General features: G+C 42.5%; 19 protein-coding genes and 1 pseudogene. 10 read left to right on the plus strand and 10 right to left on the minus strand.

Annotated elements, in window-relative coordinates; all coding sequences use genetic code 11:
* Positions 1-36: 36 nt before the first annotated feature.
* The 3 genes from DBX26_RS16595 (at position 37) to DBX26_RS16610 (ending at position 4,513) form a co-directional block, all read left to right on the plus strand.
* On the plus strand, positions 37-1,956 hold the full coding sequence (locus DBX26_RS16595) for a diguanylate cyclase (protein WP_118120056.1): 1,920 nt from the start codon (positions 37-39) through the stop codon (positions 1,954-1,956).
* Positions 1,957-2,021: 65 nt separating this feature from the next.
* A complete protein-coding gene (gene galE, locus DBX26_RS16600) occupies positions 2,022-3,041 on the plus strand; it encodes a UDP-glucose 4-epimerase GalE (RefSeq protein ID WP_118120058.1) in 1,020 nt (339 codons plus the stop codon).
* A 584-nt stretch (positions 3,042-3,625) separates the two neighbouring features.
* Positions 3,626-4,513, plus strand: coding sequence for a LysR family transcriptional regulator (locus DBX26_RS16610; RefSeq protein WP_020334885.1), 888 nt, complete (start codon positions 3,626-3,628; stop codon positions 4,511-4,513).
* A gap of 113 nt (positions 4,514-4,626) precedes the next feature.
* Here the strand turns inward: DBX26_RS16610 and DBX26_RS16615 are convergent, their stop codons facing one another.
* Positions 4,627-7,260: a bifunctional acetate--CoA ligase family protein/GNAT family N-acetyltransferase gene (locus tag DBX26_RS16615; RefSeq protein WP_118120060.1), complete on the minus strand. Its 2,634-nt coding sequence runs from the start codon at positions 7,258-7,260 to the stop codon at positions 4,627-4,629.
* A gap of 243 nt (positions 7,261-7,503) precedes the next feature.
* Here DBX26_RS16615 and DBX26_RS16620 point away from each other — a divergent pair, with 243 nt between their 5' ends.
* The 7 genes and pseudogenes from DBX26_RS16620 (at position 7,504) to DBX26_RS16650 (ending at position 11,569) form a co-directional block, all read left to right on the plus strand.
* Entirely contained in the window at positions 7,504-8,073 is a 570-nt protein-coding gene (locus DBX26_RS16620; protein WP_014234233.1) for an SPOR domain-containing protein, read from the plus strand.
* 149 nt (positions 8,074-8,222) lie between these two features.
* The gene (locus tag DBX26_RS16625; protein ID WP_065298587.1) at positions 8,223-9,212 is read left to right on the plus strand and encodes a D-alanine--D-alanine ligase; all 990 of its coding nucleotides are present in this window, start codon (positions 8,223-8,225) and stop codon (positions 9,210-9,212) included.
* Positions 9,213-9,326: 114 nt separating this feature from the next.
* Positions 9,327-9,707: a DUF3319 domain-containing protein gene (locus tag DBX26_RS16630; RefSeq protein ID WP_020334882.1), complete on the plus strand. Its 381-nt coding sequence runs from the start codon at positions 9,327-9,329 to the stop codon at positions 9,705-9,707.
* Between the two features lie 4 nt (positions 9,708-9,711).
* Positions 9,712-10,023: a stress response translation initiation inhibitor YciH gene (gene yciH / locus DBX26_RS16635; RefSeq protein WP_118120062.1), complete on the plus strand. Its 312-nt coding sequence runs from the start codon at positions 9,712-9,714 to the stop codon at positions 10,021-10,023.
* 428 nt (positions 10,024-10,451) lie between these two features.
* A pseudogene (locus DBX26_RS16640) lies at positions 10,452-10,568 on the plus strand (helix-turn-helix domain-containing protein); the annotation flags it as partial.
* A gap of 177 nt (positions 10,569-10,745) precedes the next feature.
* Positions 10,746-10,967, plus strand: a complete 222-nt coding sequence (locus DBX26_RS16645) for a hypothetical protein (protein WP_020334880.1) — start codon at positions 10,746-10,748, stop codon at positions 10,965-10,967.
* A gap of 380 nt (positions 10,968-11,347) precedes the next feature.
* Positions 11,348-11,569 carry a hypothetical protein gene (locus tag DBX26_RS16650; RefSeq protein WP_020334879.1) on the plus strand — a complete coding sequence of 74 codons (222 nt, stop codon included), beginning with the start codon at positions 11,348-11,350 and terminating at the stop codon, positions 11,567-11,569.
* 76 nt (positions 11,570-11,645) lie between these two features.
* On the opposite strand, the gene DBX26_RS16655 is transcribed toward DBX26_RS16650, so the two are convergent.
* From DBX26_RS16655 to DBX26_RS16695, 9 genes are all read right to left on the minus strand, one after another.
* Complete coding sequence (locus tag DBX26_RS16655; protein ID WP_014234225.1) at positions 11,646-12,038, minus strand: universal stress protein; 393 nt, start codon at positions 12,036-12,038, stop codon at positions 11,646-11,648.
* Between the two features lie 866 nt (positions 12,039-12,904).
* Positions 12,905-13,069 (minus strand): YoaH family protein, encoded by a 165-nt coding sequence (locus tag DBX26_RS16660; RefSeq protein ID WP_020334875.1) that lies wholly within the window; start codon positions 13,067-13,069, stop codon positions 12,905-12,907.
* A 42-nt stretch (positions 13,070-13,111) separates the two neighbouring features.
* On the minus strand, positions 13,112-14,239 hold the full coding sequence (locus DBX26_RS16665; RefSeq protein ID WP_118120066.1) for a conjugal transfer protein TraF: 1,128 nt from the start codon (positions 14,237-14,239) through the stop codon (positions 13,112-13,114).
* 59 nt (positions 14,240-14,298) lie between these two features.
* Entirely contained in the window at positions 14,299-15,180 is an 882-nt protein-coding gene (locus DBX26_RS16670; protein WP_014234222.1) for a DUF2861 family protein, read from the minus strand.
* Between the two features lie 6 nt (positions 15,181-15,186).
* Positions 15,187-15,855, minus strand: a complete 669-nt coding sequence (gene vxrB / locus DBX26_RS16675) for a response regulator transcription factor VxrB (protein WP_014234221.1) — start codon at positions 15,853-15,855, stop codon at positions 15,187-15,189.
* Positions 15,830-17,284, minus strand: a complete 1,455-nt coding sequence (gene vxrA / locus DBX26_RS16680) for a sensor histidine kinase VxrA (RefSeq protein WP_118120068.1) — start codon at positions 17,282-17,284, stop codon at positions 15,830-15,832. The genes vxrB and vxrA overlap by 26 nt, the downstream gene beginning before the upstream one ends.
* 156 nt (positions 17,285-17,440) lie before the next feature.
* Positions 17,441-18,817, minus strand: a complete 1,377-nt coding sequence (gene pntB / locus DBX26_RS16685) for a Re/Si-specific NAD(P)(+) transhydrogenase subunit beta (protein ID WP_118120070.1) — start codon at positions 18,815-18,817, stop codon at positions 17,441-17,443.
* A 9-nt stretch (positions 18,818-18,826) separates the two neighbouring features.
* The gene (locus tag DBX26_RS16690; protein ID WP_020334871.1) at positions 18,827-20,383 is read right to left on the minus strand and encodes a Re/Si-specific NAD(P)(+) transhydrogenase subunit alpha; all 1,557 of its coding nucleotides are present in this window, start codon (positions 20,381-20,383) and stop codon (positions 18,827-18,829) included.
* 439 nt (positions 20,384-20,822) lie between these two features.
* Positions 20,823-21,104 (minus strand): HlyU family transcriptional regulator, encoded by a 282-nt coding sequence (locus DBX26_RS16695; RefSeq protein ID WP_014234217.1) that lies wholly within the window; start codon positions 21,102-21,104, stop codon positions 20,823-20,825.
* Between the last annotated feature and the right edge of the window lie 72 nt (positions 21,105-21,176).

A 21,176-nucleotide genomic window follows, 5' to 3' on the forward strand; every position in this document is an offset into this window, starting at 1 on the left:
CGGTTGTTTGATTGTTATCTGACTACGGGGCATTAAATGTCATTACGAATAAAACTTATTTGGCCAACTTTAGTTTCTATCGCTGCCATCTTCGTCATCAGTAAAGTTTACATCTATCATGCCGTGCATCTGTCGTCAAAGGTCAAACTTGCTGAAGACACGCGGCTTTTAATTAACATCGCCTCACATTCAATTAAAGATGCGCTTAGTGTAAACGACAAGCAAAAGGTTGAATCAATGCTTTCTGAGCTACTGAAGCAATCCGCCATTGCAGCCGTTCAATTAAAAGACAGCGACAAGCGGACAATCACTTTTTTAAGTAAAAATGGCGTAACCCTTACAGAACTGAATGAAATGAAAAGCTCAGGAAGCAATGCGGAATCCGAATACGAGTATATAGAAGTTGCCATTACCAATTACGGCTCTATTGTGGCATTGATAGAAGTAAAGTTTACTAACCCGAGCGTTCTGATGTTGGTAACAGATGGCATAATTGGGATCCTCATCTTGCTGCTGGTTGGCGTGCTTTTACGAGCCCTTACAGATCGTTCAGCTTTTAAACCATTACTGGATCTTAAACTTGCGGTAGACGATTTCGGCTCTGGCCATCAGTTTAAGGTAGAAAGAGGGCATGATTTACGCGATGAAATAGACGAGTTACTTTGCTCATTTGAAAGTATGGTAACGAAACATCGACAACGTGATAAACAGCGCCAACATAACCTAGAATCCCTGAAACAAGAGAACTGCTTTCTTCAAGATGTTATTGAATCATTACAGTACGCCCTGATTACGGTAGACCGTAAAGGAATGATCATTCACTGTAATTCAGCGACTTATCAAATTTTTAATCGCAATAACCATCACTTATTGCAAACGCATGTTCGCGATCTCATTAAAACAAAAACAGGCCGTGAGCTCGCCCAATTTCTAGAAAAATCCTCGCAATGCAATGAGATGACACTAACGGATGTGGATAGTAGCCGTCAATTTAATGTATCAAGCCGATACCTTTCAGACCAAAGTTGTATGTTGTTCGAGGTTCGGGACGTTACAGAGTTAGAGGCTTCACTGAGTCGGGAACACATTGCTGGGCGAGTGTTTGAAAGTAGTCAGGATGGCCTAATCGTTCTCGATCATAAAGGGGTGATCACAATGATTAACCCTGCGGCTTCAAAGTTGATGGGGGTAGCGAACGACCAGTTAGTTGGAAAGCCGTTAATTAATAATATTCGCCATTTAAAACTGAGGAGAATGGTTCCACATATTGTCCAGTCCCTTACAAATTATGGTATTTGGCAGGGGGAAATCTTAGAGGAGAATCGCCTAGGCAAGCTTATTCCGATGTTTGCGAAAGTAAACTGTATTGTAAAATGCGAAAGAAACAGCCTTTACGATTCAGTAATTGTACTTACCGACCTTTCTGATGCAAAAGAGATGGAACGCTTAGAATACCTGGCGCATCATGACCCGCTGACCGGATTAGCGAATCGCGCTAAATTCAACGCAGAGTTAGAAGAACTGGTACAAAGATCAGCCTACGTCCGAGACGAATTTGCGGTACTTTATTTAGACTTGGATGGATTCAAAGCAATCAATGACACCTACGGGCATGACGCTGGCGATGAAGTGCTGAGAATCGTGAGCAAACGACTTGTATCCGCAACAAGACACGGTGATTTGATCGCCAGGCTGTCTGGTGATGAATTTGCAATGCTGGTCAACCCAGCTAATCAGACTATCGTCACACGCATTGCGGAACAGTTACTCACCGCAATATGTAATCCGATTCAATATGGTCAAAATGATCTACAAGTAGGCGTAAGCATTGGAGTGAAGCTGGTGAGTATCAATGAGCGAGATGCCGCCCGCGTTTTGAAAAGTGCGGATACAGCGATGTACCAAGCTAAAAAATCAGGAAAAGGGCGAGCAATATTAATGGGATATGAGTTGTAAGAGACAGTTTTAATTAAAGCGTTAAAGCTTTAGACTATCCTTATTCGCGTCAGAAGGAACATAAAATGAAAGTACTTGTTACAGGCGGTATGGGCTATATCGGAAGCCACACTTGTATTCAAATGATTGAAGCTGGTATGACACCAGTGATTTTAGACAACTTATATAATAGTAATCCTGCCGTATTACACCGCATTGAAAAAGTTTGCGGAGTAAGTCCGAAGTTCATTAAGGCTGATATTCGCGATAAAGCAGCGCTAGTTGATGCGCTGCAAAGCAATGATATTGAAGCGGTTATTCATTTCGCTGGTTTAAAAGCCGTTGGTGAATCCGTAGCGAAACCACTAGAGTATTATGATAATAACGTAAACGGTACTTTGGTATTGGTTGATGCAATGCGTGAAGCTGGTGTTAAGTCATTAGTATTTAGTTCTTCAGCAACGGTTTATGGTGATCCAGCTTCTGTGCCAATTACAGAGGATTTTCCAACAAGTGCTACCAATCCATATGGTCGCAGTAAATTGATGGTCGAAGAGTGTCTTACAGACTTTCAAAAAGCGAACCCAGATTGGAGTATCACTCTGTTACGTTATTTCAACCCAGTTGGCTCTCATCCAACAGGTGAGCTTGGTGAAGACCCTCAGGGGATTCCAAACAACCTGATGCCATTTATCTCACAAGTTGCCGTTGGTCGTCGTGAGTTCCTGTCGGTATTTGGAAACGACTACCCAACTCCAGATGGTACAGGAGTTCGTGACTATATCCATGTTATGGATCTTTCTGACGGTCACGTAGCAGCATTAGAGAAAGTAGGTAACAAATCAGGACTGCATATTTATAACTTAGGTACAGGCAAAGGTTATAGCGTCCTTGAAATGGTTGAGGCTTTCCAAGCAGCGAGTGGCAAAGAAGTGCCTTACAAGCTGGTTGAGCGTCGCCCAGGCGATATCGCGGAATGTTGGGCGGATCCGTGTAAAGCGGCTACTGAATTAGGCTGGAAAGCAACCCGTACGCTTGAAGAAATGACGAGTGATACTTGGAGATGGCAATCTCAAAATCCGCAAGGTTATCCTGAGCTGAACTAATGCATTTAACAAGTTTATAACCTAAAAGGCGCAGTTTTGCGCCTTTTTTGATCTAAATCGTAAAAATCGTAAATTTGAGGTTAAAAGCTAGCAACGAATCCTAGACGTGCTAAACTATGCCCGACTTCAAGTTTTGGTCTTTTCTTTCTCATAATCACTGGGGTAGTTCATGGAACTCGGTCTAATCATCGCTTTCATCGTAGCAGCAGCTGTAATGGTGAAAAAAGAGATGGCACAGCAGTAAATTTTCATTTTCCATACTTTTCTTTACCTTTTAGAAATGAAAATTTGATAAAAAGCCAGCATTTAGCTGGCTTTGTTGTATCTAAGGATTAAGTCATCATTTTTAATTAAGTTTCCTTCTGATTCTACTCATCTAACCGTATCTTTAATTCCAAACCGCCTAGATTCGACCCAACTCAGACATGGCTAACCAGCAACTGACGATCGTATAATCAGGAAAACGTTGCAAAATAGGCATTTCTCGTCATTACTAATCAATGTGTTATATTGTTGTTTCTTGATTTATTAACTGTCTGATAAGGCATCACTCGTGTGGTATACATCAGGTAAAGGAAGTTAATGTGCACAGCCCGATCACTTTAGAAGCGCTCCATATTTTGGATGCCATAGACCGAAGAGGCAGTTTTGCTGCAGCCGCCAATGAATTAGACAGAGCTCCTTCGTCTCTTAGCTACCAAATTCAAAAACTTGAGCAAGACTTAGATATCATTATTTTCGATCGCTCAGGGCATAAAGCTCATTTTACCGAAGCTGGTAAACTCATCCTTGAACGCGGGCGAGATATATTGAAAGCCAGCGAAAAGCTGGTAAACGACGCTACGGTATTGGCAAATGGGTGGGAATTAGATATCACCGTTGCATTCGATGGCATTATTCCTGTTTGTAACTTTTTTCCTATGGTGGATGCGCTATCTGAAGTCAGTTCTACCCGAGTCAGATTGCAAGAAGAGATTTTGGCAGGTGGTTGGGAATCGCTCAACACAGGCCGTTCTGATCTATTGATTTGTCCATCCCTGGACACGCTTCCTCAAGAAGTGAAGTCAGAAAAAATAGGTAAGATGACCATGCTTTGGGTCGCCGCTGCAAACCACTATGTGCATAAACGCAGCGGTGATTTTGATGAAGCGGCAAGAGAAAAGTATCGTATTATTGCGATCGCAGACACGGCTCGAGAACAACCAGCGCTTTCAATGAATATTATTCAAAAGCAACCAAGGTTAACGGTCACCAATTTTACAGCGAAGGTTGATGCACTCAGAGCAGGGCTAGGTATCGGAACACTGCCAAGCCAAATAGCTCAGCCGCTGATTGAAAGTGGAGAGCTCAAGTTGATCGAAGGTACGGAGCCAATACCTATGGACGTCATTCTCGCGTGGCGTCGAAATACAATGGGAGAGGCTAAATCCTGGTGTATTCAATATTTGAAAAAAAATTGGGCGTTAAAGTGACCTTGTCACAAAAGTATTGGGTTTTTCAGCACTAAGTTTTGTTTCCAGACAAGACAAAGCCCAGCTTGAACGATTCTATCCATGTAGAAAACGTCGAAAGCTGGGCCTTCATTCTAGTTTAACGCTAAGACCATATCTGCAATACCATCCTCAAACTGAACATCAATATCAAACCCGAGGCTTTGTGCTAACATCAGCATTCCACGGTTAGTCGGCATTGTCATTCCTGATATTTGCTTAGTGCCTTTAACTTGGCAATAGCTAATGATTTTTTTCATCAATACCTTGCCGAGGCCTTTTCCTTTTAGATCAGAGCGAATGAGAATAGCAAACTCAGCGTCGCTATTATCGGGCGTGATGAGAGCGCGAGCTACGCCAATAATTGATGGGCCGCTTTTATCAAAAGCAACGGCAACAAATGCCATTTCTCTGTCGTAATCGATTTGAGTAAAATTAGCCAAAGCCTCGTGGTTGAATTCACCAACTTCGGAGAAAAATCGCTTGTAAAGATCTTCTCTGGATACGTTATTGATGAATTGAGCATGTAGAGGCTCATCTTCAGGCAAGATAGGGCGAAGTAAGACAGGTTGACCGTCGCGCAGAGTGACCGTTTCAACAAACTCTGCCGGGAAAGGGCGGATAGCAAGACGCGTTTGAGCATCGCCTTCATATTTTGTTAACGTCAAATCCGCATCTATGATCGTCAAATCGTTCCCAGACACGAGTACTGGATGGATATCCAGTCTGTGTATTTCTGGTAACTCAACCGCCATCTGCGAAATACGAACCAAGAATTTCGACAGTTCGGTAATATCGAAAGCATCTTTATGCTTTTGCAAGCGGATCTTACCTGATTTCAAAGCAACCACGACTAAATAGCGCGCCAGAGTCATGTTTAATGGCGGTAACGCGGCCACGGCATCTTGAGCAATATTCCATTCAGAACCACCTTGACCAAGCAATATCACCGGCCCAAATACTTTGTCTACAGCAATACTGATTCGTATTTCTTCAGCACTGCCAAGTTTAGCCATACCTTGTACTAAAAGGCCGTGGACGTTAGCAGATGGATAGCTAAGTTTTACAGCATCTAAAATTGAATTTGATGCACTCGAGACTTCATTGCTGTTTCTCAGGTTGAGGGCAACACCATGAACGTCTGACTTGTGTGGAATATCAGGAGAGCGCAGCTTTACCGCTACCGGATAGCCGATATTTTCCGCCATATGTACCGCTTCTATTGCATCGGACGCGATCCACGTTGGCAGCACATTGAAACCAAACAGTTTAAAAAGTGGGCTAGTTTGGTGTGTATCTAGTGATACTGTATTTTTATCCAGTAGTCGTTCATTTACCCATTCCATAGCAGAATTGATGCTTCCCGAGTGCAACGGTTCTGCCGTTGTTGGTGTTTCCATCAGTTGCTTTTGGTTTCTGCGGTATTCCACAAGGTGCATGTAGGCGACAACAGCACTTTCTGGTGTTCGATAAGTCGGTATTCCCGCTTGAGTGAAAGCAAGACGAGCCTCACGAGACGTTTGTTCTCCCGACCAGTTAGTAAGGATGTTAAAGTGCTTATGCCTCGGATGGGACTTAATCGCTTCAATCACATCGTACGCCGTATCTAGTGGATCAGAAACAGCAGAAGGGCTGTGCATAATCAAAATTGCATCCGCACAATCATTGTTCATTAAAGCGTTAATAGTGTCGACGTAGCGCTTTTTGGTCGCATCACCAGAGAGGTCGATGGGGTTCACTTCTCGCCAGTTTGGCGGCAGAACGGCTCTCAATTGCTCGGTCGAAGCTTCATCAAGCGTCGCTAAATTACCGCCACGTTCGAAAAGCGTATCCACGGCCATCACTGCAGGCCCACCGCCATTGGTAATGACCGCTAATCGTTCACCACGCAGGGGCACTGAGTGAGTTAGGGTTTCTACTGCTGCAAATAACTCATGCGTATTGCTTACCCTCAACATACCCGTTCTGCGGATCGCAGAATCATAAATAATGTCTAAAGTATCGCCATCTTGCTGCTCAAGCGTATTCATCTCTTTCGACCGTCCTGCTTTCAAAACAAGAATACGTCGATTTCGGGACGCCGCTCTGGCCGCTGATAAAAAGCGGCGAGCATCACGGATCGAGTCAACGTAGAGCAAGATTGCCTCGGTATGTCCGTCCATACTCAAATGATCAAGTAAATCGGCAAAATCGATATCCTGACCTCGTCCAATCGAAATAAATGACGAAAAGCCGATATTTTTGTCGTTCGCCCAATCCAGAACAGTTGTACAAACGGCGGCTGATTGAGAAATAAAAGCAATTTTCCCTGGTTTGGCAGCAACCGGAGAAAACGTACAATTGAAGTTGTGCCAAGGGAGAATAATGCCAAGGCTGTTGGAACCCAAGACCCGAATATTAAGCGAAGACACATCGACGATTTGAGTATCATCAGAGATTACGATAGCGAACTGAGTTCCACGCTCGTCTAATTCCTTGAGAAGCTTTTCATTACGTGAAGCGTTAGTACAAAGAATCGCGATATCTGGAGTCAAGGGCAGGGAAGCGATGTCAGGATAAGCGATAACGCCTAATACACTTTTGTGTTTTGGCGTTACTGGCATAATCGCGCCACCAAAACCACTTTGAAGAAGATTGCGCATGACCACGTGACCCGCGCGTAACTCTCTCGGTGATGCGCCAACTACCGCAACTGAATCAGGTTTAAAAAGCTTATGTAGTTTATTCATGCAGATTCCTTGCCTTTAACACGATATTGTTGAGAGCTTTACTGGATGGATATCAATAATCATAAACGAATACTTCTTAGAGAAAACATGCCAGAGATAAACAACGGAGAAAAACTGTACGAAGCTTGTAGAGTTTGTGTCACTCATCACATCAAAAAGGCAGTTTATTGTATTTGATGCTTGATAATCGAGCCTCCTATCGGCATGATTTATCGTAATATTTGTTCAGAGCGTTTGTTATTCATGAAAAAGACCGCAATCATCGGCTTAACCCTTCTTCTTTCCGCTTGTGCATCTGAAACCTACACTACGGATGTTACCTCAGAGAGTTTTCGCGAGGACTATTCTTCAGATGTCATATCAAAACCAATTATGGCGTCTGAAAATGCCGTCGTTGAGAAAGATGTAGCACCAACAGTGGTGAAAATGACACCTAAACCTGAAGAAAAGAAGGTCATAAAACTGACTCCTAACGATCAGGTAAAACCGGTTAAGATCATGCCACCAAGCAACGATCAATCAGCAGTTCAACGTTTCGGATACACCATTCAAGTTGTCGCTGTTGGTAGTGAAGATAAAGTGACTCAGTTCACCAACAAACTACCGCAAAGTGAGCAGCCGATTTGGGCTAACTACAAAGTAGTCAATGGCACCAAATGGTACTCCATTTTATACGGAGATTATGCGACAAGTGCGGAAGCACAAAAGGCGATCGCAACGCTTCCAGCTCAATTGCGTCAGTTAAAGCCTTTTGTCAAAAGCATTGATGCGATTAAAAACTCGGCATATCCGACGCTTAATAAACTAAACTGATCAAACTAAGTAGGGGGCATATCGCTCCCTTTTTAATTTGTTCAAATCGTACCCGAACGATACGCCTCACAGTAAAATAACTGTACGTCACTTCTCAAAGGGTTATCATAACAATAAGTATCTTTTGTAGGTCACGGAAAGATTGATTCATGATTAAAAATATTCTTCTATTATGCGGTGGTGGCTCTTCAGAGCACGAGATATCATTGCTGTCTGCTAACTTTGTCGAACAACAACTGAATCTCATTGAGAACATCAAGGTAACGCGTGTAGAGATCAAAAACGAAGGTTGGATGACCGATCAAGGCGAATTGGTTTACTTGGACCTCAATACCAAATGCTTATGTTCTAACGACTCAAATCAGACAATTGACTTCATCGTACCTTGTATTCATGGTTTCCCTGGTGAAACGGGCGATATTCAATCTCTATTTGAAATCGCTGGCATTCCTTATCTGGGTTGCGGACCAGAAGCAAGCAGCAACAGTTTCAACAAAATCACATCGAAACTTTGGTACGACGCTCTAGGTATACCAAACACACCATACTTGTTCCTGACTAAAAATAATGAGCAAGCTCATATTCAAGCTCAGCAAGCGTTTGATAAATGGGGCAAAGTATTCGTTAAAGCGGCGAGACAAGGATCTTCAGTTGGCTGTTACAGCGTAACGGAAAGAGAGATGCTTTCTGACGCGGTTAATGCTGCTTTTGGTTACTCTGATCAAGTTTTAGTAGAAAAGTCAGTTAAGCCTCGAGAATTAGAAGTTGCCGCGTATGAAATGAATGGCGAACTCTATGTGACGAAACCTGGTGAAGTTATTGCGCCTGATGGTACATTTTATTCGTACGATGAAAAATACAGCAGTGCCAGCCACTCATTGACGGAAGTTGAAGCAAAAAACCTTACACCAGAACAGATAGAGACGATCAAGCAAGAGTCAGAGACCGTATTTAAACAGATGAACCTGCGTCATTTGTCTCGTATTGATTTCTTCCTTACTGAAGATGGCGAGATTTACCTGAATGAAGTGAATACGTTCCCGGGTATGACACCAATCTCGATGTTCCCGAAAATGCTTCAAAACAATGGCCACAAATTCCACGAGTTTCTTCAAGACTGCATCAATAGTGCAAAGTAAATAACGTTACTTAACAATAGATTGTGTTAGAAGTGCTTGTGCTGAGCATCTCACTGTATGGATGCTCATTAAATTCTCTTAGACGACTGAAATTGATACAAAAATGGGGCATTTATGGCAGTTGCGACATATAGAGGCTTTAATTTAAAATCCAGTTTGGATGGCAGTCTTTGGAAGGTAAAGATCAAAAGCCACGTCTTGCAAGGTAATCTGACCTCAGTTAAAAAAAGTATTGACTGGTGGTGCGATACTGCTTCAATCATCGATCCAAAAGAATTTGCTTCTCTTGCACAGACCAGGCAAAGCACCGCAGGAACACAATCAGTTGCTTTTAACGGCTATACTTTAAAAAATGATTCGGGTGAGCCGAATGAATGGTATTGCATGTTTAATGGTAAACTAATCAAAGGCGGTAAGTTGGCCATTCAACGTCATATCGAAGCTTATTTAGCTGCTAAGAAAAAAGCATTGCAGACCCAACAACACAAGAAATAAGAGTATGTCCTTAGTATATTCAACGGAAACCGGCCGAATCAAACCGGAAGAAGAGAAAATTGCTCGCCCTAAAGGCGATGGTATCGTGCGTATTCAACGCCAAACAAAAGGCCGTAAAGGTAAAGGTGTTTGTATCGTTACAGGCTTAGATCTTGATGACGCACCACTAAAATTACTCGCAGCAGAACTCAAGAAAGTCTGTGGCTGTGGTGGTTCAGTTAAAGACGGCAACATAGAAATTCAAGGTGATGCGCGAGACAAAATCAAAGCACACCTGGAAAAGAAAGGCATGACCGTTAAAGTAGCTGGCGGTTAAGAATCCAGATTGAATTAGAGCGTCTCTAGAGACGCTTTTTTTACATCGGTTTTTCGACGTATAGTCATCTGCATTCTTGTTAACAGCTAATTGAAGATTGAGCAATCGCAGATTGATATATCGATATTAGCTATTTTATGGTAAATAGCCTTTATGTTTAATCAGAGCTCTAAAACCTTACAAGTACCTGTGACCACAAATTTAAAATCTGAGAGGGATAGGAGACTTTAAAGGATAAGATTTCAAGTAGCAATGATTGTGAATTTAACATAACACATATAATGCGCACTGAATAGTGTAAGAGATATTTAGAGTTGTCCGGTATGAGCTATTTTAAAATGACCTCTTATACTTATGGAAATCCATTCGTTTGAGGACATCAACCGATGCTGATTGCTATGAGTGAACGTGATATTCAGTGATTTAAAGTGCTTAATGATCTACGTGACCATCGAATAAGCCAAATGGATGCCGCTGACATCCTACATCTTTCAACAAGACAAGTTCGTAGGCTTTTGTCTCTGTTAAATGAACAAGGTGCCTCTGCATTTTTAATCAATCGCTTATCTACATATTTATAGCAGTCTGTTTTGGATTTAAATCATAACTGATTTGTAAGAGTTTCAGTTATTTGGAACTGTCATCAATTAACCTTAATTGACCTTATCACCCTAAAGTACTACTTTTATTTGATTCCCCTATAAATAACAAGGATTAGTGCTATGGATAAGCTACTCGAGTCTGCATTACAAATAAAACAGAGAACAATGGTCACAGGTTTATTCGCGAGAAATGGATTTAAAATCGCAATGACCGATTTTGATGATGTGACATTCGAACGAGAAGGCGTTCAAGTTAACGTACATTTTGATATGGATTCGAATGCTGAGTCGGCTGATATTTTGACCCGAAGCGCCCACATGTTACCAAGTAATTCTCGTTAGATTAACCTACTCGCTTATCAGGCCGAGCAACACTAGCTCGGCTTTTTGCTGTTTGATCCCCCAGGAAGATAGACAACCCGACAGTCTCTACTCATTTGTCGTTTTCCTGTTCATTTATAGTGTCTTGGTATGAGTGATAATTTGTAACAATAAGTATCTATGCTAATCGGCAGCATTAGCACTTTTCTATGCCGTTATCACATAAAACGTCATGAGTTATTAACAGCCACATTAATTAAGCGTTGTTTCATGTTGTTTGGAGATGTTGGAAGAGTATGCTCGCGAAGACGCTCAAACAACACAATGTTTATTAAATTGATTTCATATACTGTAGGGGGTATGGTTGTTATATATCCCCACAACTCAAAAGGAGAATTACCATGGACAAACTATTGGCGTCTGCATTACAAATAAAACAGCGGACCATGGTTACTGGCCTTTTTGCTAGAAACGGTTTTAAGATCGCGATGACTGATTTTGATGATGTAACGTTTGAGAGAGAAGGTATTCAAGTTAATGTGCATTTTGATCTAAACTCGAATGCTGAATCGGCTAATATCTTGACTAAAAAGACTAGAATCATCCCTCGCATTTCTCGTTAACGCCTCCACAGCGTAAATAAATTAAAAGACCGTGACCTGATAGCCGAGCTAATTAAGCTCGGCTTTTTGAGTTGGACTATTCATCATGAAGGTAAACGACCAACAAGTCAGCCTCTACTGAGTTAGCGAGTTTAGGCACTGAGGAGAAAAAACGACTTAACAGATTATGGTGATGGCCACACACAACCAAATCTATACCTTGTTGTTTGACGAGCCCTTGCAATTTGATATGAAGATCACCTATTACGACCATGGTGTCAGAAACCGGATACTTACACTCTGATGCAAGTGCTTGTAACTTTCTGTTGTATTCCTCTTCTTCTTTAGGTTCTAAGACTACTCTATCTACATCTACATACACGAAGGAAAGTTTACAGTTTGGGTCCGTTGCCTGACTAATCGCTTTATCAATAACTGTCTTGCTGGAATCAGACAAATCAACCGCGACTAATATATGCGTGTAGCTCATTACTTTTCTCCCGATTAGTTTTCATAGACTTACATTAAGTCTAGTTCAATCAAGGCAATTCAACGCAGTCGTTGCACCAAAACATAAGAATCTTCATAAATCTATCTAACCTGAACCTGTCACCAAGAAACATCGCGCCCGGGTAAAAATTCAAAAACAACTCCTAACCTTCTGATTTATTGAGTATAAATCACTTCCACCTGATTGCAGTGATTGAACCTTTCGCCCACGCCTAAACTAATGATTTTGACACGTTGTATTTGGATCATACGAGAATACTGCAGAGTGACACCGTAACTCATCTTGTAGTTTTAACATCCTGTGAAAAGCACCGTCTACGAGTAAAAAACCGTTAAACGAGCGAATTTTAGTTAGTGCAATACGTACGGGCACCACAACACGTTCTCAAAATATGCAAGCACTTACTGTTCCTACACCCTATGTACTTACTTGGTTTTAATCTGGCGATATTAACGTGACAACGTAGCTAAGATTAATTTTTAGCATAAATGACTGGCTACATCCGCACCCATGAAACTACCTGTAATATAATTACAACCTGAAGTGGTAGTTACCATCCATCCAGACCAATGCTCTACTTTATGTTATTGATATATTGAGAATATTTCCTAAACTCTTAATTTTACCTTAACTTTTAAAGGCTCTAGTCCGAGCTAATAAAGTTTAGTTGGTAAAATTTTACCTAGCATTTATCATGGCGATTCTAACCTTGTGTTGCGTTTAGTGACCCACATGACGTGACAATGTCACACAATTACGCTTTTAATAATTAGTATGTGGCCTGTCGAGCAGGCACAAAAAAAGCAGAGCGTTTTACTGCCCTGCTTCTTTGCTTATCGTTTTGTTTATTCTTCGTCTTGTTGCTGTTTAGCTGCGTACTCAGCTCGAATATTTTCAGCAACAATTTTTATTGCTTCAGCCGTACTTGTGCCTTGAGACATTAGCTCTTGAATCTTTACCACGGCTTGCTGTTGTTCTTCGTGAGATAGAGGGGGTAGATCGTCAAACATAAAAAAGCTCCTCATTTAGAGGAGCCGACTATAACGATTCGTTTAATAGGTCGCAAGGAAATTAATTGACGCACCCATCGCGTTTTCATTTGTATAACGAGCTGCTATATCCAGCTCAAGCAAGTTAAGTGGCGAGAGCCCTATTCCCGCGGTGATCGTCCCATCATCATGACTTCGAGCTAAGTTTTTCATATAACCAGCTCTCAGTGCCATTTGGCGCAGAATATCAAATTCAACACCGGCGCGAATCATTTGCGTATTATCATCAAAGGATGAAAAGCGTTTTTCTTCATTTAAGTCGTAGTCGACACTCATGGTAAAGTAATCTGCAACGAAACCTGCGCCTATCGTATAAAGTGGTCTCATGCTGTATTGATAGGACTCGATGGTTTTACTGTTGTACTGAAACGACTTAGTTTCTACATCTCTTCCGATTAAGTTCTTTGCCGCAATACCTAAACGGTAGGGCCCAAAAAACCAAAGTGCACCTGCGTCCAAATTAAACATCGTTTCAGCGGTTTCATTTTCACGTAAGTCAGCGGCATCAAAGTTATCGAAGCTTGTTGCGTATGAATAAGTGTAAATGCGTTGAAGTTTTGGTGTGATACCAACAGAGAGGTGCTGCCCCATGTAGTTGGTGTATTTTGCCAATGAGATGCCCGCTTCCGCAACACCAATACTCACGCCTTGAACATAAGTATTGTCCATTGGGTTAGCGCCAGAGGTATCAATAGATGGCTGTACAAAAGATTCTGTGTATAATTTTCCGTAAACCGTTGCTGATAAAAATTTGTTTGGGATACCAACAGCAACGACACCCCCAAGGTCAAAGTTTAATTTTTGATTACCTTGAGCAAGTGCATTCAATGAACTCTCTATTTCGGCATCGTCATTAAGCTTGCTGATACGATCAATTTCATCAATCAAATCGTATTGATCATCAAAGCTAATACCAAAACTTGGGGCAATGATACCCGCGTCATCGTTGCGGCGATAGATTGCACTTAAAGCAGGGTTAAAAAATGGTGCGGTAAGGTAACTGGCGGAGACTGTGCCAACACCGCCCATCGCATCACTGCGGGCTTCAATTGAGTAGTTAGCAGCTGAAGCCACATTGGAAAACAGTGCTGCGGTGATGACGGTTGATAATATTTTGAATTGAGTTTTCATACTACACTTGTGATTTAGTTCTTCCTGAACTTATATCGGCACAAATGTAATTTCTTTAGTTAATCTTCTTGCGAAAGATCATAAGTACGGCTTATTGTTTGAGCTTGCTCAACAATGATGTCACCCTGCCAACGGCGACTATTAATGCTTACCGCAAGAACGTAGCGATCATTCGGTACGCCAGCAAGTTCTAGTGACTCAGGATAATTCGACTCATACGTTTTTTTCCACATTTGTTCATACTGGCCTTCGATGTAGTCATAAAGCCCCACTTCAAGCTGTGGTAATGGACAATGAGGATTTCTCAGCGCACTCTTTTCAACTTTCCAGTTTTCTTTAGACGTCCAGCGAACGTACTGACTGGAGTTAGAGTCGCCCAAAATGACCCACGTTCGATACTCAGGTTTATCTTTTGCAACAACGGTTAAATGATACAAACCTGATTCAAGTTGACCAGTTAGGTTGTAACGCTTGAGAAAACTGCGCTCGTTCGCGATTTCAGCCCCATTTGGCGTTTCTTCTACAGCAAATGAGCTATCAGCTGAAATTGAGCTATCAACCCAACGTTTGAATGTGATTTGTTCCACTTCAGTCGTTGCTCTTACTTTAACGACTAAACGGAACGTATCGCGACCTGGGCTTTGAATGGTTTGGCGTATGACGTTAACGCCACTTACCCACTCTGGTAAAGTGACGGCCGTCAGTGATTTTCCACAATCCTTAGTCAAAGACTGACCAAGCAGATCGTTTAAGTGTGAGGTTAAATCGCGGCTGGGTTCTGTCTGCCATAGTTCAACTAAAGTATTGAACATTCCTGAAAGATCATCTTCAAGCAGATGTTGATGAGCCTGAGTTAGAGGCGTATTAGTTCGAAACCAGTCCATAGCTTGGACTGGCTTCACTAACACTAATGACAAAACTACAGGGAGTAGTATTTTCATTATTCTTTAAGCTTTCATTTTGTATCCGACACCACGAAGTGTCTCAATTTCTAAACCAGGTAGTTTCTGACGTAGCTGCAGTACATGCGTATCAACAGTTCGTGTTGTTGGGAAGTGGTTGTAACCCCAAACATGGTCAAGCAACTCGTCGCGAGTAAATACGCGGCCCAGATTAGACGCTAAGAACAATAGTAAGTCGAATTCTGTACGTGTCAGAGTGATTAACTCGTCTTTAAACAGAACTTCACGAGTAGAGCGATCGATTTCCAAATCCTTTGTGATCACTTTATCTGAACTTGCACCGTCTTGCTCTCCCGAATCTGGAGCACGCAATTGTGCACGAATACGTGCGAATAACTCAGCCTCTGCAAAAGGTTTAGTTAAGTAGTCGTTTGCACCTGAATCAAGTCCTGCCACTTTGTCTTTTACTGTCACAAGAGCAGTCAGCAGAATAACTGGTACATCCTTGAGATTTTTCCATTCAGGAAGATGTTGTACAGAGTCACCATCAGGCAACTGGCGATCGAGAATCACTAAATCGGCTTTCTTCCATTGCGATTCAACGTCCGCAATACGCTCCACATGTAAACACTCATATCCTGCTTGTTCCAGGCTTACTAACAGGCCATCAGCCAAGTTTTTATCGTCCTCAACGAGAAGCAGTGTCTGTTTCACAAGGTATCTCCAATATAAAGGTTGTAGGTGGTCCTATAAGGGACATTTTTCCGCCCATGCGGCCTACCATAGATTCAACGATTGTTAGTCCAAGTCCTAACCCGCTCTTACTTACGAACGGTTTTTTCAAATTAGTCCAGTCTTTAGCGGTCAAGTCACCAGCATCACGGACTTGGAAAACGATTTTATCTTCACTCGTTTGAACATGAAGTTCAACCGGTGGAACGCCATACTTAAGTGCATTACGTAACAAGTTATCAATACAGGTACCAAGCCAGTACACGTTAACTTTAGCCGCTACGTCTTCATTTACGTTGAGAAGTACAGCATTATCAAATTCTTCTTCAATCTTAAATTCTAACCATTCGACAACAGATGGAACCCAGTCCGTTGCAAGCATTTGGTTATCAGATTGCAAATAATCCTTACTCGCCTCCGCTAATTGGCGTAATCGACGTGTATCTTCGCACAGCCTGCGGAATTCGTCATATACACTTTCTGGTAAGTGCTCAAATTCTCGACGAAACCCTTCAACGGTCATAGACAGAGACGCAATTGGCGTTCTCAATTCATGAGTTAAAATTTGCAATACCAACATACGGCTGCGCAATTCTTCTCGCTTACTGTTCCAGCGGTATACCGCCCATCCGATCACGAGAAGTATGTTCGCGATGACCAAAACAATCATACTGATACGAAGAATCTGTGAATGATCTTCAACGTCCCAGCAAATATTGCCTCGTTTTACGAAACAGCTTTTGTTTTCTGACGCAAGTGAATAGGACAAACCTGCATTCGCGACGTTTTCCTGCCATAACTCTCTTTCGAACACAAAATAGCGATCGCCTCGACGTAACCACAGCTCATCACCTTCAATGAACATGCTTGCTCCGGCGATCAATGCATTTATGGCGTCATCGTTCATGTTTTGCAAGCTTTCGAGTAACTCATCACCCTCTTCGTTACCGCGCTCCTTAATATGCATGTATTGAGCGAGCTTTGGTCTAAGATCGGGATGCTTATCGACATAGCGAGCAGCGTAAGTGCCCCCACCTGGATGAATGAGTCCACTACGAGAAAACCAGCGTGGAGTAAGCTCTGTGCCTTTACAGATAGCTCGAGTAAACACTAGAGGTTCAGTAATCAATGGGCTGAGCGGCAGTTTACCACGACAAGTCTTATCTAAACTATAAAGCTGCTGTATGTCCTTCAGCGGATAGTCTGACGTTTGCGGAAGTAATGAATCAGGCGCAAGTAACTTAGTAGGATAATTTGATTGCAGAATACGAATATCATACGACTTAAGAGCTACTTCGTAGTTAAATAGCTCTGTAAACGTATCTATTCTCTCTGGTAATGAATCGGCTGCTGCAGTTGCCGAAAAAACCGGCACGATAGATGCTAAACCGAGCAAAATCTTGTTAATCAAACTGTTACCGTTACTTATTAGATTACGCCAAACTATACAGCAATCTAGAATCAATTGACATCAGGTAACTACAGGATTTGCATTACTATAACATTGAACCAGAACAAAAAAGGGCCAGCGATTGCTGGCCCTGAGTAATTTTAAAGCAGTTTAGGATTATAACGCTTTAAAAATATTTTCTACGCTTTCTTTAGCATCGCCAAATAGCATTGACGTATTTTCTTTAAAGAACAACGGGTTTTGTACGCCGGCGTAACCAGTATTCATTGAACGCTTGAATACCACTACGTTTTTCGCATTCCAAACTTCCAGAACAGGCATGCCTGCAATTGGGCTGTTTGGATCTTCCAGCGCTGCTGGGTTCACTGTATCGTTAGCACCAATAACAAGTACGGTATCGGTCTCTGGGAAGTCATCATTGATTTCGTCCATTTCAAGAACGATATCATAAGGAACTTTCGCTTCTGCCAGCAATACGTTCATGTGACCTGGAAGACGACCCGCTACAGGGTGAATACCAAAACGAACTTCAACACCTTGTGAGCGAAGTGCATCCGTGATTTCATGCACAGGGTATTGAGCTTGCGCTACTGCCATACCGTATCCCGGAGTGATGATGACTGATTTTGAGTTCTTCAGCATTTCAGCCACTTCTTCGGCGTTAGTTTCGCGGTGTTCGCCCTGCTCTTCATCACTAGAAATGATGATCTCTTGACCAAAGCCACCAGCGATAACGCTAATGAAAGAGCGGTTCATCGCTTTACACATGATGTATGACAGAATCGCACCTGAAGAACCAACCAAAGCACCTGTTACGATCAATAGGTCGTTTGCAAGCATGAAACCTGCTGCTGCCGCTGCCCAACCAGAGTAAGAGTTCAGCATTGAAACGACTACTGGCATATCCGCACCACCGATTGATGCTACCAAATGATAACCAAACGCGAATGCAATCAGTGTCATTACGATAAGAGCGAACATGCTGCCGTCTACTTTTACGAAGTAAATCATAAGTAGCGTAGACACAACAATCGCAGCCAGATTCATTTTATGCTTATGAGGAAGGTTAAGCGGTGAAGAAGAAATCACGCCACGTAACTTACCAAATGCAACAATAGAACCAGTAAAGGTTACTGCACCGATAAACACACCAAGGAATACTTCAACAAGGTGGATAACGTGTTCCGCGTGCGTTGCCGCTTCAGGAGCATCCAGGTAGCTATTGTAACCAACCAGAACCGCAGCCAAACCTACGAAGCTGTGAAGAATCGCAACCAGTTCTGGCATCTCGGTCATCTCTACTTTCTTAGCGTAGAAAATACCGATTGCACCACCGATCGCCATCGCGATAATGATCCAGCCAAAACCTTGAGCATCCGGGCTAAAGATCGTCGCGATCAGCGCGATCGTCATACCTGCGATGCCGTAGTAGTTACCATTTCGCGCAGACTCTTGCTTAGAAAGCCCCGCCAAACTCATGATGAAAAATAATGCAGCAACAATGTAAGCTGCTTGTACTAATCCTGCAGACATTGTGACTCCTTATTTATCTTTGCGGAACATTTCAAGCATACGCTTGGTGACGGTGAAACCACCGAATATGTTGATACTTGCAATCAACACGGCGATGAACGAAAGGAAGGATACGACCCCATTACCTTGTCCAATTTGCAGTAACGCACCCACAACAATAATGCCCGAGATAGCGTTAGTTACCGACATAAGCGGGGTATGCAGTGCATGAGTCACGTTCCAAACAACGTAGTAACCTACAACACACGCTAATACGAATACCGTAAAGTGTGAAAGGAACGCCGCAGGCGCAACCGAAGCAACCCATGCAAAAGCACCAACAGCTGCCACTAAACCAATAAGTTTTTTCGTAGGCGAAGTTGGCTCTTCAACTTTTGGCTCTTTCTTAACCACTGGTTCTTGCTTAGCCTGAGGTTGAGCAGAAACTTGAATAGGTGGCGCTGGCCAAGTGATTTCGCCTTCTTTCACGACAGTCACGCCACGAAGTACAACGTCTTCGAAGTCGATATTGATGTTGCCGTCTTTCTCTTTACAAAGAAGTTTTAGAAGGTTCACAAGGTTTGTTGCGTAAAGCTGAGAAGATTGCGTTGGCAAACGGCCTACCATGTCGGTGTAACCAACAACTTTAACGCCGTTGTCAGTCATGATAACTTGATCTTTCACTGTGTATTCACAGTTACCGCCGTTTGCAGCTGCCAAGTCTACAATCACGCTACCCGCTTTCATGCTGTCGACCATTTCTTTAGTGATCAGCTTCGGTGCAGGTTTGCCAGGAATCAGAGCCGTCGTGATGATGATATCAACGTCTTTCGCTTGCTCAGCGTATAGCTCAGCCGCTTTCTTGTTGAAGTCATCAGACATTTCTTTCGCGTAGCCATCACCAGAGCCTGAGTCCTCTTGGAAGTCCACAGTCAGGAATTCGGCGCCCATCGATTCAACTTGCTCTTTTACTTCAGGACGTACGTCAAATGAACGTACAATCGCCCCGAGGCTACCTGCAGCACCGATCGCAGCCAAACCCGCAACACCAGCACCAGCCACAAGAACTTTAGCTGGTGGCACTTTACCTGCTGCCGTAATTTGACCGGTAAAGAAACGGCCAAACTCGTGAGCGGCCTCAACGACTGCACGGTAACCAGCGATGTTCGCCATTGAAGACAGTGCGTCTAATGCTTGAGCACGAGAAATACGAGGAACCGAATCCATCGCCAGAACATTAATGTTCTTACTTGAAAGCTGCTCCATTAGCTCTGCATTTTGTGCAGGCCAAATAAAGCTAATCAGAGTTGCACCATCTTGTAGTAATGCAATTTCGTCGATGCCTTTTTCTTCATCTACGAGTGGCGCATTTACTTTAAGAATCAGACCTGATGTCCAAACTTCGTCACTAGAAACGATTTTCGCACCTGCAGCTTCATAAGCGGCATCATCGAAACTCGCTAGCACCCCCGCCTGAGATTCGATCGCGACATCGAACCCCAACTTAATTAACTGCTCAACCGACTTTGGTGATGCAGCTACTCGCGATTCACCCGCGAGTATCTCTCTAGGTACACCGATTTGCAAAACGCATACTCCTTGTATACATATCAATTAATTAGTCCCAAAAAAAAGAGCCGTGCTCTACTCTAATTCTTTTTTATTTCTTTCTGTTTAACTACACAAGATAAATACAAATAAAACACCGATGTTTGGGCCCACCTATTTGCATCGTCATATCTTGTTCAACAGCCCTGTTATATTCTTTTTGTATCTAAGGCGTGCTGTGACTGCAAGTGTTTTGTTATATAAACACTAAATTTCATTACATATAACCTTAAGTAATCAAATTTTCTCTATTTGAACTCAATAAATACGAAAAATATCGCCCCTAGACAGGAGGTCCAACCAGAGCATCACTAACTCCTTAATTAACAGGTATTTAAGCCTTAAAAAAAGAAAGAGCCATCAGCATATATACTAATGGCTCTTATTAAGATGATTCGCATCAAATTACAGTGATTTGTTAATCGAAGATCTTGTCACCCATTTGATCGATGAACATGTGTGATTTCTTCAACATCAGCTCGTTGGCATCTTGTTCCGAACCCAACAAGTCTGAACGAATGAAACGATGAGTCTTTATCTCCCCATCAATCTCTTTTTCTATTCGGCCAGCAATACGAAATTGACCGCCTTCAGCAACGCTTTCCTGGTATATCTGAAAGCCTTTGTATTCCACTGGCTCTACGGTTTTTACTTCGACAGATTTCTCACTACCGCCAAACAAACGAGAAAAGAATCCCACAATTCCTCCTTGGGCCAACACAACTTCTATACTTACATAGCATAGATACGGTGTTGAGCATTCATAACCTAT

This window comes from Vibrio sp. dhg (genome assembly GCF_003443775.1).
Classification (GTDB): domain Bacteria; phylum Pseudomonadota; class Gammaproteobacteria; order Enterobacterales; family Vibrionaceae; genus Vibrio; species Vibrio natriegens.

Excerpts from the sequence above, each read along its gene's own strand:
- DBX26_RS16665 (WP_118120066.1), bottom strand. The coding sequence starts at position 14,239 with ATGAAAACTCAATTCAAAATATTATCAACCGTCATCACCGCAGCACTG.
- DBX26_RS16645 (WP_020334880.1), top strand. The coding sequence starts at position 10,746 with ATGGATAAGCTACTCGAGTCTGCATTACAAATAAAACAGAGAACAATG.
- DBX26_RS16670 (WP_014234222.1), bottom strand. The coding sequence starts at position 15,180 with ATGAAAATACTACTCCCTGTAGTTTTGTCATTAGTGTTAGTGAAGCCA.
- DBX26_RS16625 (WP_065298587.1), top strand. The coding sequence starts at position 8,223 with ATGATTAAAAATATTCTTCTATTATGCGGTGGTGGCTCTTCAGAGCAC.
- DBX26_RS16655 (WP_014234225.1), bottom strand. The coding sequence starts at position 12,038 with ATGAGCTACACGCATATATTAGTCGCGGTTGATTTGTCTGATTCCAGC.
- DBX26_RS16650 (WP_020334879.1), top strand. The coding sequence starts at position 11,348 with ATGGACAAACTATTGGCGTCTGCATTACAAATAAAACAGCGGACCATG.
- DBX26_RS16620 (WP_014234233.1), top strand. The coding sequence starts at position 7,504 with ATGAAAAAGACCGCAATCATCGGCTTAACCCTTCTTCTTTCCGCTTGT.
- DBX26_RS16615 (WP_118120060.1), bottom strand. The coding sequence starts at position 7,260 with ATGAATAAACTACATAAGCTTTTTAAACCTGATTCAGTTGCGGTAGTT.
- pntB (WP_118120070.1), bottom strand. The coding sequence starts at position 18,817 with ATGTCTGCAGGATTAGTACAAGCAGCTTACATTGTTGCTGCATTATTT.
- galE (WP_118120058.1), top strand. The coding sequence starts at position 2,022 with ATGAAAGTACTTGTTACAGGCGGTATGGGCTATATCGGAAGCCACACT.
- DBX26_RS16660 (WP_020334875.1), bottom strand. The coding sequence starts at position 13,069 with ATGTTTGACGATCTACCCCCTCTATCTCACGAAGAACAACAGCAAGCC.
- DBX26_RS16595 (WP_118120056.1), top strand. The coding sequence starts at position 37 with ATGTCATTACGAATAAAACTTATTTGGCCAACTTTAGTTTCTATCGCT.
- DBX26_RS16630 (WP_020334882.1), top strand. The coding sequence starts at position 9,327 with ATGGCAGTTGCGACATATAGAGGCTTTAATTTAAAATCCAGTTTGGAT.
- yciH (WP_118120062.1), top strand. The coding sequence starts at position 9,712 with ATGTCCTTAGTATATTCAACGGAAACCGGCCGAATCAAACCGGAAGAA.